We start from the raw sequence: 18,175 nt of genomic DNA on the forward strand, positions 1-18,175 counted from the left end.
GACTTTAAATACATTGTTTACTCAAGATTGTAGACTTTAAATAATTACGCATAGGAACTTCTACAAATCTATATGTCAATGATGCAGTCAATAAAATAATCATAAGAAATACTCCTAAAGATGTCAATGCTTGATATTCTGTGAATCCTTTGCCAAAAACATCGTGAAATTTATAAATCCAGAAGATTTTTAACAATTCTTGAAGAAACCAATGAACCATATAAATTGAGTAAGATATAGTCCCGATGTATAGCATGAAGCCTGAATTTAAAAATTTTGATATCACACTATTATTCTTGATGGATACAGCTAAAATAAGTAAAGAAAAAGCCGGTAAAATTAGCCAATCATGAAGGTTACGAAAATGATCCCAGTAGTAATGCATAATCATAATTATCCAAGTTATAGCTATCATTGCCAGTAAATTAATATTTAAATACTTTTTATAATTACCTCTGCGGTAAATTTTGTAAGTTATAATACCAAGTATGCATTCTAGCCCGCATCTAGCTATTGAAGGGATGCCAATAATAGTATCTAAATTGCCACGGGTAAAGGTTATTAGTAGTAAGATACTAAAGAGAGTAAAGCTATAAATTATCAAATCATCTTTTCTATCGTTTTTTAATAAAAATAATAATAAAAATGGAAAAATACAGTAAATAAAAAACTCTACACTGATTGACCAAGCTGGCTCATTCCAATAGGTACTACACCATAATAAAGGTGGGCATTTTAGATCGAATGCTTGGAGAAGAAAAATATTGGCAAAAAGAGCAGTTAAGTTAAACTTACCAGTGAAAGCAGAAGTATTTAGGAAGAGTATTTTGATAATTTCTAATCCAACAAACAGAGAAATAATAAATATATGCAGAGGATAAATTCTAGAAAAACGCGAGAATAAATATAATTTATAGTTATTTAAACTTACTTTTAAATAAAAAGCATCTGCATAAACGTGGGTCATGATAAAACCACTCAGAATAAAGAAAAAGTCAACCCATAAATATCCATTTTTAAAAAAATTACTATAGACTGATAAAGTTGAACCTGTTTTTGGTAAACCGTAGTAAGAAAAATGGTGTATAACAACAACCAAGGCTGCAATACCGCGTAAAGAAGTGAGCGATTTGATATGTTTATACATTGATATTTTTGGTTTTATTTTCTATCTATAGCAATCCTATTTAAATTGTAAAAATTATTTTTAAAACTCAACACGTAATTGATTTATGTCGGCTACATAAAGGATGTAACAAGTACTTGTTATTGTATAAAAACAAGCTACGCAAAGTGTCTAAAAGAAAAGATTTTACAAATGATTTAGAATTGCTATAGAACACGATTCAATATTCAGGCTAATTAATAATTAGTCCTTGGAAAAAAATTAGATTTTTTTGACAATCTTGTTGATAAATTGCTTTAACTTTCCCTCAATAGATTTGAGTCTTAATACACCAGAGCGCAGTATCATAAATTTACTTTTCGGTTGGCGATCGGATAGAAGACCCAGAGCAAAAATTTTGAGCCGATCTTTCAAAGTAGATTTACCTGGTGGAGTGGGTTCTAATCCCAGTCTGCGTAAATAGCTGTTGACTTGATATATTCTGGCTTTGAGATCGTAAGGTCGCAGATAAAAGAGGATACTCAAAGCTACAGAGACATTATTACTATTTTTGGCCCAATGGGGTGCCAATATCGGATGATGGAGTCCCTTACCTGGTTGCAAATGGTAAACCCTTGCTTTACTCTGATTATCCTCTCTATAATTTGCTACGTTCAGGTCGCCTACATAAAATTTTTCAATCTCCTCTTCGCTCAGTACAGAACGATCACTTTGATTGAAGAGGCTCATATCTTTTTCGCCCTGAATTTGAAACAGGAAATTCAACTCACTATCGATATGGTAAGGTGTAATAGAATTTGGGGAACCAATAAAGATGTAAGCACCTAACCACGTCATCTGCTTCCGAAGGGGTTTACCTGTAAGAGTTTCGAGTTCAGTTATAATCTGGTTGACCAAGGCAGCATATTCTGGGTCTACTTGAACATCTTCAAGCATGACCCAAGAATCCGATTCCCCAATATGTGCGATCGCCTCGTTAATGTGCTTGATTCCAGGTCGCTGATTCCACTTTTGCTCAACAGGAACTTTGCTGATATAAGACTGGATTTTATTTGTTCTACCCTGACTTAGCATAGTATTTGCAAGCTCAACTAAGCGGGGGATCTCAAATAAAGGATGTCCTGCAAGGTTATGCGAAAACATGAAGTGAGAAGAGTTGAAGTTTTCCCGAAAGTTTGAAAAATCGGTTTCAATGATTTGTTCAGGAAGCTTCGGATCGGACTTAATAGAACTCGGTTCAAGTAGATTATCAACTGACATACAAAAATGGATGAGTATTTACTATTTGCAAAAATTACTAAGGCTTACTACACTGTCTATGCACTTGATTTTTGAAAGCACTTCAAGAAACACTTGCGACTTGTAAATATTTCCCAGGACGCTCGGTATCGGGGATATACCAAGCGGGGTTTCCTTGGGGATCTCGTCCTAATTTGGCATCAGGTTGCGGAGGACGATTACGTAAACTGTTATTGGTAACTTCGCGGTTTGTTACTTCTATGGGCGGTGCAGACAAGAAGCCAGCAGACTGCATTTCGGCAATACTTTCTTTAAAGGCTGCCATTACGAAAGCCAGATCAGCTTCGGAATGGGCTGTCGTCAAGAAGCAAGGACGGTGATCCCAAGTATGCACTCCCTTATCCCGCAGCAAGTAAAACAGTAAATCTCCGTAGGGAAACTCTGGTAAAGACTTCACCATGAAGAGGGAGCCGAAATTATAAGCTGTAAACGGAGCCTGAACTTGCTGGAAATAGCCCATAAGTTCCGCTACAAACTTATCGGTTCTGGCATTGAGATTTTGCTGCAAGCTGGGACCACTCTGTTTTAAATGCTGAAGTACTGCTTTGGCGGCTGCTAGTGCTAAAGGATGGCGGACAAAAGTACCGGCAAAGTAAGTCACGCCTACCTCTGGAACGGAGTCATCGCCAAACTGCCAAAACCCTCCATCTAAAGCATCCATATATTGTGATTTGCCAGCAATGACTCCAATTGGTAGTCCACCGCCTATAATCTTGCCGTAGGTTGCTATATCTGCCTTGATACCGAAATGCGCTTGAGCGCCACCTGGATGAATTCTAAATCCGGTAACGATTTCATCAAAAATCAGGGCAATACCAGCATCTTCCGTGAAATCACGCAATTGCTGGAGGAATTCTTTAGGCTGGTATTCAGGGCGACGGCTTTGCACAGATTCTACCATCACTGCTGCTAACTCATCAGCCCGACTTCTGAGGATTTCTAGAGACTCAGGCGAATCGTAGTCCACTACCAAAATGTTCTCTACCATTTCCGGTGGGATACCAGGAGCAGCAGGAATTGACCGGAGTTTTTTTGTACCCCGAACAATTACTTCATCCAAAATACCGTGATAAGCTCCAGAAAAGATGGCGATTAAGTTACGCCCTGTGATAGTGCGTGCCATCCGCATCGCTCCTAACACCGCTTCCGAACCTGTGTTGCAAAAGGCTGCTCGGTCAAAGTTGGTCAACTCACACATTAGCTTTGCCACTTCTCCAACTAAGGGAGTTTGCGGCCCAATTTCCATGCCGAGTTTGAGTTGTGCTTCAATTGCTTCGGTAATGAAAGGTGGCGACCAACCAAACAAATTCAAGCCAAAGCCATTGCTTAAATCGACATATTCATTGCCATCAACATCCCAAAGTTTAGAACCAGATGAACGAGATACCACGATGGGGTAAACCATCTCTTTCATCGTCGGGTTAAACCCAGAAACAGTTCTGGGATCTGCTAAGTAAGGGCGATGAGTTTGAGTATATTCTTTGGATTTTTGAGTCCGTTTTGTATATCTTTGGATAATTTTGTCTAGATGAGTGCGTTGTTGTGCTGTCAGAGTTTTAGTCTGGGTCTTTTCAATTCGAGCAGCCGCACCGAATGCCTTTTTGGCACCATTTGACTCGGTATCTACAGATACTTGTGATTCTTTGCTGGTTTGGATTGGGGGGATAGATACAGCGTTTTGTGGCTTGACACCATTATTTTGAGATGTCGCCGCAGGTACAACTGGGACTGTTACAGATTGACTGCTATTACCCAATAGCGCCAATTGCTGGCTCATAATTTGTAGCTGCTGATTAATCACACCTTCTAAGACGCTATTAGATGCAGCAGGTTGCAGGGAAATCTGAGGTGTAGATCCATTTGATCCATTTCTATGAACTTCATGCACTACCAAAGTGGGTGATGTGGTTGCAGGTGCAGGTTCTGGCAATGGTGCTTCTGGAATGGGGTCTGCAACGGTTTCTGTTAATCCTAGTGCAGATAAAGCTTCGGGAGACAAGGCTTGATTGATCAAGTCAGCCAACGTTACTAAGTTTGGGCAAATTTCTAGTAACTGCCTAAGTGTTACCTTAACTTTAAATTTTTTCTTCAAAGCTAACCCGACTTGCGTTAGAGATAAGGAATCTAATCCCATTTCTAAAAATGTTGTCGAGTCGTCAACACTAGCAATTTCCAATCCTGATGTTTCTTCGATAATTTCTTTGAGCAGAGGAATAAGTTTTTGCTGAGGGGATGTTGTCATAGTTTGGGTCTTTTCTAATAACTGGGGATTTGGAAGTTTGGGAGTTGCTGCGCGATTGGGATGAGGTGGAGGATCAATCCAGAAGCGTTGGCGTTCAAAGGGATAGGTAGGAAGAGGAATTCGTTGTCGCGTTTCCCTTTGATAGAAGTTGCTCCAGTCAATAGATACTCCTGCTAGCCACAGTTGTCCTACTGCCTTGAGTAATGCCGTCCATTCGGCTTCGTTTTCGGCGTTATCACCCAGAGAAGGAATCGCTATCTGTTGTTTAATATCTTTTGCTTGTTGGCGAGCTAGGGTTGTAGTTGTGATTCGTGGCCCCACCTCTAACAGTAAGCGTTCTGGCTGCTGCCATAGGGTTTGTACGCCCTCTGCAAATCGCACAGTCTGACGCAGATGTGTAGCCCAATACATCGGATCTGTTGCTTGCTGGGCTGTAATCCAATCGGCGGTAACTGTGGATACAAAGGGAATTTGGGGTGGCGATAATTTAACTTTCCCAACTACCTCTGCAAAGGGGTGAATGATGCTATCCATCATTGGGGAGTGGAAAGCGTGGGAAGTGTGTAAATGGCGACAGATAACTTCTTCGCTTTCTAATTGTTTTTGCAGAGTCGCGATCGCCTCTGTGGGGCCAGAAACTACACACAGGGAAGGGCCATTAATTGCAGCGATCGCTAGTTCTGCACTCAATCGTGGCTCTACCTCTTTGGCTGGTAAACGCACTGAGAGCATAGCCCCTGCTGGTAACTCCCACATTAAGCGACCGCGAGTTGCAACCAACATCAGCGCATCTTCTAAGGAAAATACACCCGCTATACAAGCAGCGACAAATTCACCAATACTGTGGCCAATCATGCCTTGGGGCTTGACTCCCCAACTTTGCCACAGTTGCGCTAAAGCATATTCAATAACAAATAATGCTGGCTGGGTAAAGCAAGTTTGCCGCAAGGAGATAGTCGCAGTTTCGCGTAGGCGTAGCCCGCCGTAGGCATCGCTCGGTGCTGGATACATAATTTCTCGTAAATCCCTGCCCAGTAAAGGCTTAAGGATTTCAGCACATTCATCCACTGCTTCCTGAAATACAGGTTCGTGGTTGTAGAGATTCAGTCCCATGTTCACATATTGCGATCCTTGTCCGGGGAACATGAAGACAACGGCTGGATTGCGAATTTCTGTATGACGGGTATTTACTTGATTTGGATCTAAAGATTGGAGGGCTGCGATCGCATCTGTTATATCGTGACAAACTATACTGCGTCGGTAGTTAAAAGCTTTGCGTCCTCGCTGTAAGGTATAAGCTACATCAGCTAAGTTAATTTCGGCATTGTATTGCAAATGCTGCTGTAAATTAGCTGTTGCAGCCTCCAAAGCTTGACTAGTTTTTGCCGAGAGCAACAATAGCTGCTGTGGGCGAGAAGATCCGGAACTTTGGATTTGTGGCGCTTCTTCTAGCACAATATGAGCATTAGTCCCGCCGACACCAAAAGAACTCACACCTGCTCGTCGCGGAGTTTCACCCTCCGACCACTCAGCTAGTTGGGTATTTACATAGAAGGGGCTGTTGGCAAGGTCAATCTTGGGATTGGGAGCCTCAAAATTTAAACTAGGTGGAATCTTTTTATAATGTAGAGCGAGAGCGGTTTTAATTAACCCTGCTACTCCAGCCGCCGCAACTAAATGTCCGACATTGCTTTTAAGAGAGCCGATCGCACAAAATTGTTTAGCATCTGTATGTACCCGAAATGCTTGCGTCAGCGCTTCAATTTCAATTGGGTCGCCTAAAGGTGTAGCTGTGCCGTGAGCTTCAATATAAGAGATGGTTTCTGGGTGAAAGTTAGCATAAGCTTGGGCCATTGCAATGGCCTCTGCTTGCCCGTCTACACTGGGAGCGGTAAAGCTCACCTTATCAGCGCCGTCATTATTGATACCAGAACCACGAATTACAGCATAGATGCGATCGCCATCATTGAGTGCATCTTCTAAGCGCTTGAGGACAACCACTCCTGCGCCATTGTTGAACATTGTGCCCTGAGCGCTGACATCAAAGGGACGACAATGCCCATCTCCAGAGAGCATACTGCCTTCTTGAGCCATATAACCGCTATTTTGAGGTGTAGTCATAGATACACCACCAGACAAAGCCAAATCGCACTGATAGCTGGTTAAGGCTTGGCAAGCCTGAATGACTGCTACTAAAGAAGTGGAACAGGCTGTATTGACGCTGACGGCTGGGCCTTTGAGGTTGAGTTTGTAAGCAGCACGGGTGGTTAAAAAGTCTTTTTCATTGGCTAACATCGTTTGGAACTCACCGATGCGATCGACAATTTCCATACGACCAGCAATATGGTTAGCAAAATAAGTATTTTGACCACAACCAGCATACAAACCAATCAAACCCTCAAAAGACTCTGATTCATAACCAGCATTTTCTAGGGCTTCATAAACCAACTCTAGGAATACTCTAGCCTGTGGGTCCATAACTACAGCTTCTAGCGGATTAACGCCAAAGAAGGCAGCATCAAAGGTTTCTCCCCCAGGAATTATTCCTCTAGCTTTTACATAGCTAGGATCTTTGCAAAGGTTCGGATCGATACTAGGATCTAGTTCTTCATCTTGAAAGAAAGTCGTTGATTCTAATCCCTCACAGAGATTGCGCCAAAACTCATCGACATTTCCAGCACCAGGAAATCTTCCTACCATGCCAATAATGGCAACACCATCACTAGGATCTTGGTTATTGGATGCTTGCATATTTACCATTGCTTAAACACCTTGTTGATGATTACGGCGACGAGTCCGAGCTGCTTGTTGGCGTTGGGCGCGATTTTGCAGCTTGTCAGAAGACGGTTGGCTGTTCTGGTTTGAATGCAAATAGTTTGCTAAAGAGCCAATTGTTGAATACTGAAATAGCTTCACAGCAGGTAGCTCAATACCAAGTTCCTGTTTTATTCGCGCAGCAACTTGGAGAATTGAGATTGAAGTTGCTCCCAAATCAAAGAAATTATCATCAATCCCAACGCGATCGATTTTGAGCAGTTCGGATAAAATACCTGCAAGCAGACGTTCTAAATCGCTTTGGGGAGCAATGTACGCTTGTTCCAGTTGTGGACGTTCTCTACTTGGTGCTGGCAATTTATGTCTATCTACTTTGCCATTTGCAGTTAAAGGCAGTGATTCTAACATCACAAATGCCGATGGCACCATGTAATTAGGTAGTCGCTGTTGTAAGAAACCACGTAATTTATTGTGCGTGTATCCGCTGTTATAGTGAGGAACAATATAAGCTGTCAACTGTTTTTCACCTACTTCATCCTGACGAGCTAAAACGACAATTTCCCGAACGTCAGGATGTTGTGCAATTTCTCGCTCAATTTCCCCTAGTTCAATTCGGAAACCACGAATTTTTACCTGATTGTCAATACGACCTAAAAACTCAATATTTCCATCTGGAAGATAACGAGCTAAATCTCCCGTTTTGTAAAGGCGCGTTGCTAAATTGTTATCAAATGAGTGAGTAATGAATTTTTCGGTAGTTAAGTCAGGGCGGTTCAAATAGCCTCTAGCTAATCCATCACCACCAATGTACAATTCACCAGCTTCTCCAATTGATACTGATTGGAGGTTTTGATCTAATATATAAACTTGGGTGTTAGCAATTGGGCGACCAATAGGAATCGAAACATCTGGTTGTAGTGGTGCTGTTATCGAATGACAGCAGGTAAAAGTTGTATTCTCAGTTGGTCCATAACCATTAATTAGTTGACAGTTCTCTACTGTTTGGAGAAACTTCTGCACATGGGGAACAGATAAGACATCACCACCCGCTAAAAGTTGACGCAAGGATTTTAAAGCATCAATTTTTTCATCCACTATCAGGTGAAATAAACCGGCTGTCAGCCAAAGAGTAGTAATTTGGTATTGCTGAATAATCTGCCCTAATTCTTCTAAAGATGGTGTATTAGGAGGATAGATTACTAATCGCCCACCATTAAGTAAGCAACCCCAAATTTCAAAAGTGGAAGCATCGAAGGAAATAGGAGCAAGTTGCAGAATTACTTCTTCAGGCGTGAGTTGAGCATAATTAGTTTCTTTGACTAACCTAACTACACCACGATGGATAACGCTAACACCTTTGGGTGTACCTGTAGAACCTGATGTATACATGACATAAGCCAAGTTATCAGCAGTGACACTAGTGCTTAGGTTATCTTTTTTATTTTGGGCAATTGTGTTCCAATCTGTGTCTAGGCAAATTACAAATGCTGTGTGAGTAGGTAATTTGGTAACTAGTTCTTTTTGAGTTAATAGTACAGATACCTGGGTATCTGACAGCATGAAAGCTAAACGTTCTTGTGGATACCCTGGATCTAATGGTACATAAGCTCCACCTGCTTTAAGGATAGCTAAGAGTGCTACAACCATTTCTAAGGAGCGCTCTATGCAGATTCCTACAAGAATTTCTGTTCCTACCCCTAGTGATTGTAGATGTTTTGCTAGTTGATTAGCACGATTATTCAAATCTCTATAAGTAAGATGCTGATTATTAAAAATTAGTGCTACAGCATCAGGTGTTTTCTCGACTTGTGCCTCAAACAACTGATGAATACACGCTTGTTGAGGATAATCAGTTTGAGTATGATTCCACTCTATTAGTAGGTTATTTTCAGATTCTTTCAAAATAGGTAATGTTAAATTATCTTGTTTTAAGTTATTTTCTGATGATGAAGGTTTACCATTAGTCATCAGTAATTCATTTTTATTTTGGGACAATGAATTAGTTATTAGTTTCATTTTTAAATTTAAGGAAAAATATTTATATCAATGAGCAACAAGGAATTAGGTGTATTTCAATTTAAGATGAGATGTTTATTTTTCGTATTTAGAGAAACAGATAAAATAAAAATTTTGAAAGCATTTCTATGTATTTTTTATTAGTGTTTCCACGTAGAATTCATGGTTCCATTCTTAGCTTTAAATTTATATTAAAAGACTAATTTGACAAAAAATTATGCCGCAATCCTACAATATTTGTGTGAAAGGGCACTGACTCTAAGATTTAGTTCTCTCATTCTGACCTATTTCCTCCAAATCGCAGTTATTTCCAGTACATCTTCATTGAAAATTAAAACTTTAGAGATGTTTGCAATGGGAATATTAACTGTACGTAGGCTTATTTGGAGATAACAAGAAGAATTAATACCTTGAGGAACAAGGAATACTGCGATTTTAGCAACTGATAAGTAATGTAAACTCTTCGAGGTAGGTTGGACTCCAGCGAAACGAGAATAGGGTGAGCATTACAATGCCCACCCCACAATAACCAACTATTTGCTGTAGTCTACGTAATAGAAAACCGCTGTTTCAACTGATAGTTATTTCTGCTGTGCTGCACTAGGCCAACAAACTAAGCCACAACACTAGCAGAGAAAACGAAATCATTTGCTGTCAGGTTAGTTGAAGTAATTTCTAGTAATGAAACCAACTCTGTATTTCCGGTTTTTACGATAGTGTCAGCACCCTGTTGCAATAGGGTTAGGGCACTAAACTGAGTGACGCCAATACCGCCAAGCCCAATTTTATCAATACCGATCGCAAAATCAGTCACAATGTTCTTGCTAGTTGGGAGACTGGCGTTAGCAATCCAGAATTGGTCAGCACCAGTACCACCAGTTAAGCGATTACCGCCCTGTTGACCAGCAAATAGCACATCATCACCATCGCCACCAAACAGCGAATCATTCACACTGGAGAAGAGTTTGTCATCTCCAGAGCCACCATATAGACGGTTATTGCTACCGTTACTCTTGAGGGTATCGTTACCTGAGCCACCGAAGGACAGTTGACGCGAACCTTCAACGACTGTGAGAGTATCAGCACCTGCGCCTCCGAACAAATTATTACTACCATTGGCTTCCACTACAGTAACTTCGTCATTACCATTGCCACCATCGGCACTAGTGTTACTAGCAGAGCTATTTACGCCAATAGAAACTTGATCGTTACCATCTCCTGTGGACACTGAAGAGCTACTGCCGACTAGCACCGTGTCTTCACCATTCCCAGTCACGATTGTGTTACCTTTAGTACCTTCTACAAAGTCTGCGCCGTCACCTGCAAATAAGGTTTGATTCGGCTTGAGGGTGACATCATCACTATTAGTAGAGCCAAATTGGAGGTCTAGTGTTGTTAGTCCAACAGTGCGACCATCAAACCCTGCGCCTGTAAAGTACTGAGTATTGCCTACACTCTGAAAATCCAGAATTGTTGCTTGGCCATTAGCAGTTTCTTCCGAAGTCAAGACTTCTTTCGTGGAGGGAACTACATCCGGGCCTCCCACCAGTGCTTCTGTAATGGCACGACCTTTTAAATCGCCATTACTGGGAATTTTTAACCCTAAAATACGAGCAAGTGTAGGTGTTACATCAGCATTACTGACGGGCGCATAGTCCACATAGCCTTGTTTAAAATCAGGGCCAATAGCTTCCATATTATTGAAGGTATCACCTCGACCAAAGCTGCCATGCATCCCCTGCCCTTGCTGCAAAGTTGTATCAGCAATTTCTACTTGAGCTTGAGGGTTATTTGGGTTGCTTGGGTCGGTGCTAAAGCTTTTGAAGTTGATAACAATAGATGGAACTGGTGTTTTAGCATCACCTTTTAGCCCGATCGCACTTAGTGGTAAAGCACCTGGGATGTCTCCATAAGCATCGTCTACAAAAATCCCACTGATGTAGTCTTTTTGCGAAAGCAAATTCACTACCTGTTTGGCTAAGTCAGCATTGCCATTGGGCAGATAAATCAGGTCAGATCCACCATTGGCAGCTACAACTATCTTTGTACCTGGGTCAAGTTGGCCATTAATTACCTGACCTGTACCACCAATTACACCATTCCCAGAAATAGGACGTTGGCCTTGTGTGGCATCAACAGTTGCATACTGGATCTGGTTGAGGTCTGGGGGAAGGGTTGTAGGGTTAGGATCGTATAAGCGTAAACCTAGATCGTGAGCTAAATCAATTGCAACAAAACCTGCTGGGAGAAATCCCGGATTTACACCCGCGTATGTTTGGGTAGCAGCATAACTTGTAGTTTTTGTTCCTTGGCTATCAATAGCTTGTTTGCTGATGGTAGAAAAACCGTGGTCAGAAGTAATAAAGACATCAGTAGTCTTGTCTAAGCCAGTGCTTTTAAGATAGTCAAGAAGCTGCTTTAAATTATCATCAGCATTTTTGACCCCAGCTTTTGAAGTAGGACCATTAATACCTGGTGTCAAAGTGTTTAAACTATCACCTTGATTGTGTTGACTACCATCGGGATCTCTTGACCAGTAAACTAATGCGAATGGTTTACCATCTTCCTGAAACTTAGGTAAAATTACTTTAGTGGTGGCATCTGCAAAATATTGTTGTTGAGCCACATTGGCATTTAGAGTACCAGGAGTTGTGTTGGTACCAGCTGGCTGGACTCGCGTTGTCGGTTTTACATCTAGACCAGCAGCTTGTAAGCGTTTGACAATATCTGGATCGAGTGGAACACCAGAAGGTGAACCGGCGGCTGTAGGCGGCGGGGTTGCACCATTCGTACTGTCATCAATAATTATTGTATCGGGAGTAGGAATAGTACCTGTAGTACCACCTTCTCGGTTAACTTGGGTAACATCTTGGATCGCAACTGGTCCTAATTTACCAACTGCTGCTGTGTTGAAACCCTGCGATCGCGCGTAAGCTAAGAGTGACTCTTCATCTAAAAAGTTATTACCGGGGAATTTTTCGTCAATATCTCCCAAAACTGCATCATTTTCGATGAATGGTGTGACACTACCATTGGCATTAGGGCTTGGAAAACCAGTGTAAATGGTGTTGCTAAAGTCACCTGTATCACTAAGATAATGCCCTGTGGCGATCGCAGAAGCATTCGGGGTGGTAAATGTTGGAAAGATCGAATGACTATTGGCGAAACTAACTCCTTGCTGACGGACATTATATAAAGTCGGGGTATCAGTGGGGTTTACAGAACCGTTACGCAATCCATCTGCAACAAAAATAATGACATTTCTACCGTTGCCATTTGTATTAGCCATGTCGACTACTCCTTAAGTATTGTGAGTACAATTAATCACAGCAATTGTGTGTTTATGGACTGAGCGATTAATTACACTCAACCTCAGCAAAAATTATTGGCTACGAAACATAAGTAGTATTTGGCGACAAAATGCTTAGTGTCCACACAAAATAGTGCAGATAATTATGAACTTAACTTTGGTTACTGTCTCAAAAGATAGTTGTTCAATGTTTAAGGAAAGTTATAAGCAAGTTAAGATTTAGGACAAAAAGGAGAAGGATTTTTAAAGACAAAATTACTAATAGATATAAAAAGCGAGGGAATATCATTCCCCCGCATTAGCAAAATCGCTACAGCTTGACTAATGAATGAATATTGAATCTAAGCTGTAATCATCTTTTGGTTAAACGACACTAGCAGAAAAAACGAAATCATTTGCTGTAATGCTAGTTGCTGCAATTCCCAACAATGAAACCAACTCTGTATTTCCGGTTTTCACGATAGTCTCACTACCCTGTTGCAACAGTGTTAAAGCACTAAATTGAGTGATACCAACACCGCCAAGCCCGATTTTATCAATGGCGATCGCAAAATCAGTCACAATATTCTTGCTAGTTGGCAGACTGGCGTTAGCAATCCAGAATTGATCGACACCAGTACCACCATTGAGGCGATTACCGCCCTGTTGACCAGCAAATAGCACATCATCGCCATCGCCACCAAACAGGGAATCATTAACATTAGAGAAGAGTTTGTCATCGCCAGAACCACCGTTGAGACGGTTATTGCTACCGCTACTGCTAAGGGTGTCGTTACCTGAGCCACCAAATAATGATTGACGAGAACCCTCAACTACAGAGAGAGTATCATCACCTGCCGCCCCAAGTAAATTATTACTTTCACTGGCTTCCACTACGGTAATAACATCATTACCATTGCCACCATCAGCAGTAGTATTTTGAACTGGGCCATTTTGACCAATAAATATCTGATCGTTACCGTCTCCTGTGGACACCGAGGAGTCACTACCTACTACTACAGTGTCTTCACCGTTTCCAGTCTGAATTGTGTTACCTTTATTACCCTCTACAAAGTCTGCTCCATCACCTGTGAATAAGGTTTGATTTGGCTGAACGGTAATATCATCGCTGGTAGTGGAGCCAAAATTAATTTCTTCAGCTTGTGGTTGACCTAAGCCAGGAGCAAGATTAAGGGGCTTCTCTAACTTAAGTTGTAGAATCTCATTGTTGTCTATAACTGGATTTTGAGGATCGTTCCCAGGGCGACCTGTAGAGAAGGGATAATTGTTGTCATTAGCTACCAAAATGGTATTTTTGTCAACAACTAGAACATTTTCAATGGTTTGGAATGGGAAGTCGAAGGTGGTCTTACCATCCCCATTCAGATCGTTGGGATCTTGGATATTTAACAAGTCTGCAACTTCTTCTTTAGCGACATAGCCATTAGAATCTGTTTTAGACAAATCTATTTTGTAGATCCTCTTAAATTTAGCCGCATCCCCTTGATTGTTATCTCGTTCAATGACTAGGTACTCATTATCATTAATGACTGCTAAATCCCCTATGGAATTTGATGGATTATCTAATCTGTAGTAACGTAACTGATCGCTGTATTTGTGGCTAGCTAAATCAAATTCGTTAATCCGCAAAGCACCAGGAGTATCGCCTTGAACTGTACCCTCTAGCAGCATATAAAGCTTGGTTTTGCTGGCGTTAATTGCTCCACCTTCAAAACCTTTGGAGCCACCCAAGTTAGCAAAGGCATCTCCTGAAAGCACATCGGGATTTTGTGGCGATCGCACTACATTATACTGAGGATCGTCTCTGAGGCGATCGCGTACTTCATCCGCGATATCTGGGAAATCACTAAATAGCGCGTCTACACCTAATTGATAGAACTGCTGAATTTCTAGTGCTAGTTGGCCTTTGTAATCTGCTGCCAAGTATTGGTCTTCGGCCCGGAAGGTGTAAGGATGAACCTGCAACCCTGCGTTGTGAGCATCTTGAATTAAGGTTGAAGGAGGTAATGTTGTCTTGTCAGCATCATTAACTGCTCCATCCCCATTCACATCATCGGCTTTGCCATCACCATTCGCATCAGTACCTTTGACGCTCACAATCATCCGTTTCCAAGGACCAATGCCATCAGCATAAGTGGCAACTTCAGCCAAGCCTTCTGGAGTTCGCAAGTCGCCATAAGTGCGAGTGTCACCACTTACCTTCAAGTCATAAGGCTGACTTTCTACGATCTTGCCATTGATATCAGTGTCACTTGCATCTAGCAATTGAACTAAGGGAATATTCACCCCTGCCGCAGGCATAATGCTATCATGCAGTTTTTTGAGGTTGCCCACTTCAAAGGACTGGATGAAGATGCGACTGGGGTCAGTGAAGTTATTTGCCTTCAGCGTATCAATTAGTAACTGACTGATGTTTCTATTAATTTTGTCCGTAGTACCTACATAAGTGGCTTCATCGGCAAAATAGGTTGGATGCTTAGTTTCAGGGTAGATGCCAATTTTTTTACCTGTATCAGCTTCTACTTGCTTAACCAAGTTGATCACTTCCGTGAGGGTAGGAATCTCAAACTGATCGTCAAAGGAATGATCTCGGAAAGGTAGACGCTCTTCCGCCCGTAAAGTCTTGATTTCAGCTAAGGTAAAGTCTTCAGCAAACCAACCTGTAAGTGTATTTCCATCTAAACTTACCGTTTTTTTGCGATCGGCAAACTCTGGATGTTTGTAAACATCTGTGGTTGTGTTGTTGAAATTAATAGTGCCATCAGCGTTCAAAACTGCTAAAGCTGGCTCATGGCGAGCAATTAACACACCATCTTTTGTCACAACTAAGTCAGGCTCAATGAAGTCAGCGCCTCGCTCAATTGCTTGCTTATAAGACTCTAAGGTATGTTCTGGACGATAGCCACTAGCACCTCTATGGCCAATGACTTTAGGTGCTTCTCCATCTAATGTTTTGAATTGGTCGGGTGTAGCAATGGGAGCCTCTAATAACTTACCACTGGCATCAAAATGCAGCAGGTAGGGGCCAAACTCTTCTCCAACCCAAATTGTCCCGTCTTTATCAAAGACAAATGACTCTACATCAAAGTCTGCACCAGTTAGTAACCTTTGAGTAGTTCCCTCATTCACAATTTCAAAAGGAACTTTGTTGTTAGGGTCAGAGAGTTGAATGTAGTCTAAAACTTTAACAGTACCATCGCCATTCTCTGTTCCCTTAAAATTTGGGTCTAGACGATTGATCCGCAATAGAAAGTCTTCACTATTATCTTTGCTACCGTAACCGTTATCTGACAGGAAGTACAAAGAGTTGCTGTTAGCAAATTGAACACCGCTAAAACCTTGTATTGGCTGTCCTGGGAAAGGCCCGGTTCTACCATTGGCTGAAATTTCTGCACCAGAAGTTGGCCCATCACTAAAGGTATCAGCAGGTAAAGAGGCAAAACCTACTAACTCAACTTTTGGCACTATTGAAGCAAACATTGTTTGGTAGATGTGGGTTTGATCGTTTAAACCCGCAATTCCTGGAATATCAGAACCGTAGGCGTTATAACCTTTACCTACCAAGCTATTTAACACTTCAGAACCAGCACCTTGGTAGTAAACAGGTACGGGACGGTTGGTGTGAGTTCCCCAACCATACTTGACAGTGGGATCAGACCCCCAGTAGTGTCCAACATCTGCTGGAGTATCTAAATTAGTTAATGCTTCAGCACCTTGATTTTTTACTAAAGTCGGAAAATTACCGTCGAGAGTCAGGTAGTGATCGTGGTCAGCTGTAACGATTAGTAGGTTTTCATCCCAACCACCATTGTTATTGATCCAGTCAATCGTAGATCCAACTGCCTTATCGAAGTCCAAGGTGGTGCCGATCAAGTTGTCTATGTTGTTATCATGGGCAGACCAATCGATATCGCCACCTTCAACCATTAACCAGAAACCATCGGGGTCTTTACCCAATACATTTAATGCAGCATTTGTCAAGTCATTGAGCGTTGGGTTTTCGTTAACCTCTTTGGCAATGAAAGATGCATCCGTTTCTCCGGGTAACAGTGGGCGCGTGGTGTCCACCTTGCTGTTATCACCTTGGTTAGCGAAAACGCTGAACATATCTAAACCAGTGGTGCTGTAGTCGCCGTTGGCAGAACTTACAGGCAAGTTACCATTTTGACCACGCGCACCGTACAGACCGAAGAGGCGATCGCCTTTTTCTGGATCGATTGTCGCCGCAGTTTCAGCTAGTTTCTGGGCGGCATTCTCACCCCGCTCCAAAAAGGTGTAATCGTAGAGGTTGTTTGTTGGTTTAGTGCTAAGTTCTGTGTAGGTAGATTGACTAATGTATTCATTGCTCGTATTCGGCTCAACCCCTGCTGGTAATAAGTCTCCAGGAGCAGAGAGTGGGTGTCCACCACCAAGTAATACTGTTGGTTGATAGACACGAAGTTGCTGTTGCAGGATGTTATCTAATGCTGGATAGTCAGCATCATACTTGCTGCGACGGTTAACGTTGGCAGCAGCAGCAGCAGGTGTTGCATGGTCAATGGGAACTGAAGTTACCAAACCAGTAGATTTACCAACTTGGTTCGCAGTTTTGAGAATTGTTTCTAGAGGATTCTCGAAAATATCAACGCCAACAGCGTTGTTGTAGCTTTTAACGCCAGTGTACAGAGTTGTTGCGGTGTTTGCAGAGTCAGGATAGCTGTACTTAATATATTCAGGATCGTTACCAGGAGTCCAAGGATTAACGCCGCCTCTGGTAGGGTCATAACCTACTAGGTTTCCAACAGTACCATCACTGACTTTTGCACCACCTGTTGGGGTATTACCTTGGTTAAAAGTTGGATCAAAGGTGAAACCAGGACGAACCTGGCTCTCTCCTGTGATGGGATTAGTCCCGTCAAGGGCTGAATTAGCAGTACTAAAAACTCCATTATTATCGGCGATCGTTGTCCCATAGGTGGTTGCCAAACCGTAGCCTTGGAGTGTTTGAAAGTTGAGTCCTTGACCTTTACCTTGTGTATAAAAATCACTTAAGTTAGCACCTGTCTTACTATTTTGAATCTCTTTGTAGATGGACGCAGCACGAGCCATTTCCCAGCCCATACCATCCCCAATCATTATGATGACGTTCTTAGCCATGAAAGAGAATCTCCCTGTGTTTAATTGTTGAGATGGTCTTCGCTCTAGTGAAATCAAAAAAGTAATATGGTGAGGAAAAACTAATAGTTTTAGGCTGCAAAGATGTAATTGACTTGTCAGCTTTTTGAGTCTGAACTATTAAATGTCAACCACCACTACAATTGCCATTTCCTTAGAGACCTTTAGTATCTTAATTAACAATGCCAATTGCATATTAATTAAGATACATAGCAAAAGTTGTGAATAAATTGTGGACTGGTTAAGAAATCTT

At 41.7% G+C, this 18,175-nt stretch carries 6 protein-coding genes; all 6 read right to left on the reverse strand.

Annotated elements, in window-relative coordinates; genetic code table 11:
- Window positions 1-4: 4 nt before the first annotated feature.
- The gene (locus HWQ42_RS06660; RefSeq protein ID WP_292810381.1) at window positions 5-1,147 is read right to left on the reverse strand and encodes an acyltransferase; all 1,143 of its coding nucleotides are present in this window, start codon (window positions 1,145-1,147) and stop codon (window positions 5-7) included.
- Window positions 1,148-1,387: 240 nt separating this feature from the next.
- Window positions 1,388-2,386, reverse strand: coding sequence for a cupin-like domain-containing protein (locus HWQ42_RS06665; protein ID WP_292810383.1), 999 nt, complete (start codon window positions 2,384-2,386; stop codon window positions 1,388-1,390).
- 82 nt (window positions 2,387-2,468) lie between these two features.
- A complete protein-coding gene (locus HWQ42_RS06670) occupies window positions 2,469-7,418 on the reverse strand; it encodes a type I polyketide synthase (protein ID WP_292810386.1) in 4,950 nt (1,649 codons plus the stop codon).
- Between the two features lie 12 nt (window positions 7,419-7,430).
- Window positions 7,431-9,458: a non-ribosomal peptide synthetase gene (locus HWQ42_RS06675; RefSeq protein ID WP_292810388.1), complete on the reverse strand. Its 2,028-nt coding sequence runs from the start codon at window positions 9,456-9,458 to the stop codon at window positions 7,431-7,433.
- 613 nt (window positions 9,459-10,071) lie between these two features.
- Window positions 10,072-12,747: an alkaline phosphatase family protein gene (locus HWQ42_RS06680; RefSeq protein ID WP_292810390.1), complete on the reverse strand. Its 2,676-nt coding sequence runs from the start codon at window positions 12,745-12,747 to the stop codon at window positions 10,072-10,074.
- 384 nt (window positions 12,748-13,131) lie between these two features.
- Entirely contained in the window at window positions 13,132-17,904 is a 4,773-nt protein-coding gene (locus HWQ42_RS06685; protein WP_292810392.1) for an esterase-like activity of phytase family protein, read from the reverse strand.
- Between the last annotated feature and the right edge of the window lie 271 nt (window positions 17,905-18,175).

Source organism: Nostoc sp. JL23 (assembly GCF_017115065.1).
Classification (GTDB): Bacteria; Cyanobacteriota; Cyanobacteriia; order Cyanobacteriales; family Nostocaceae; genus Nostoc; species Nostoc punctiforme_A.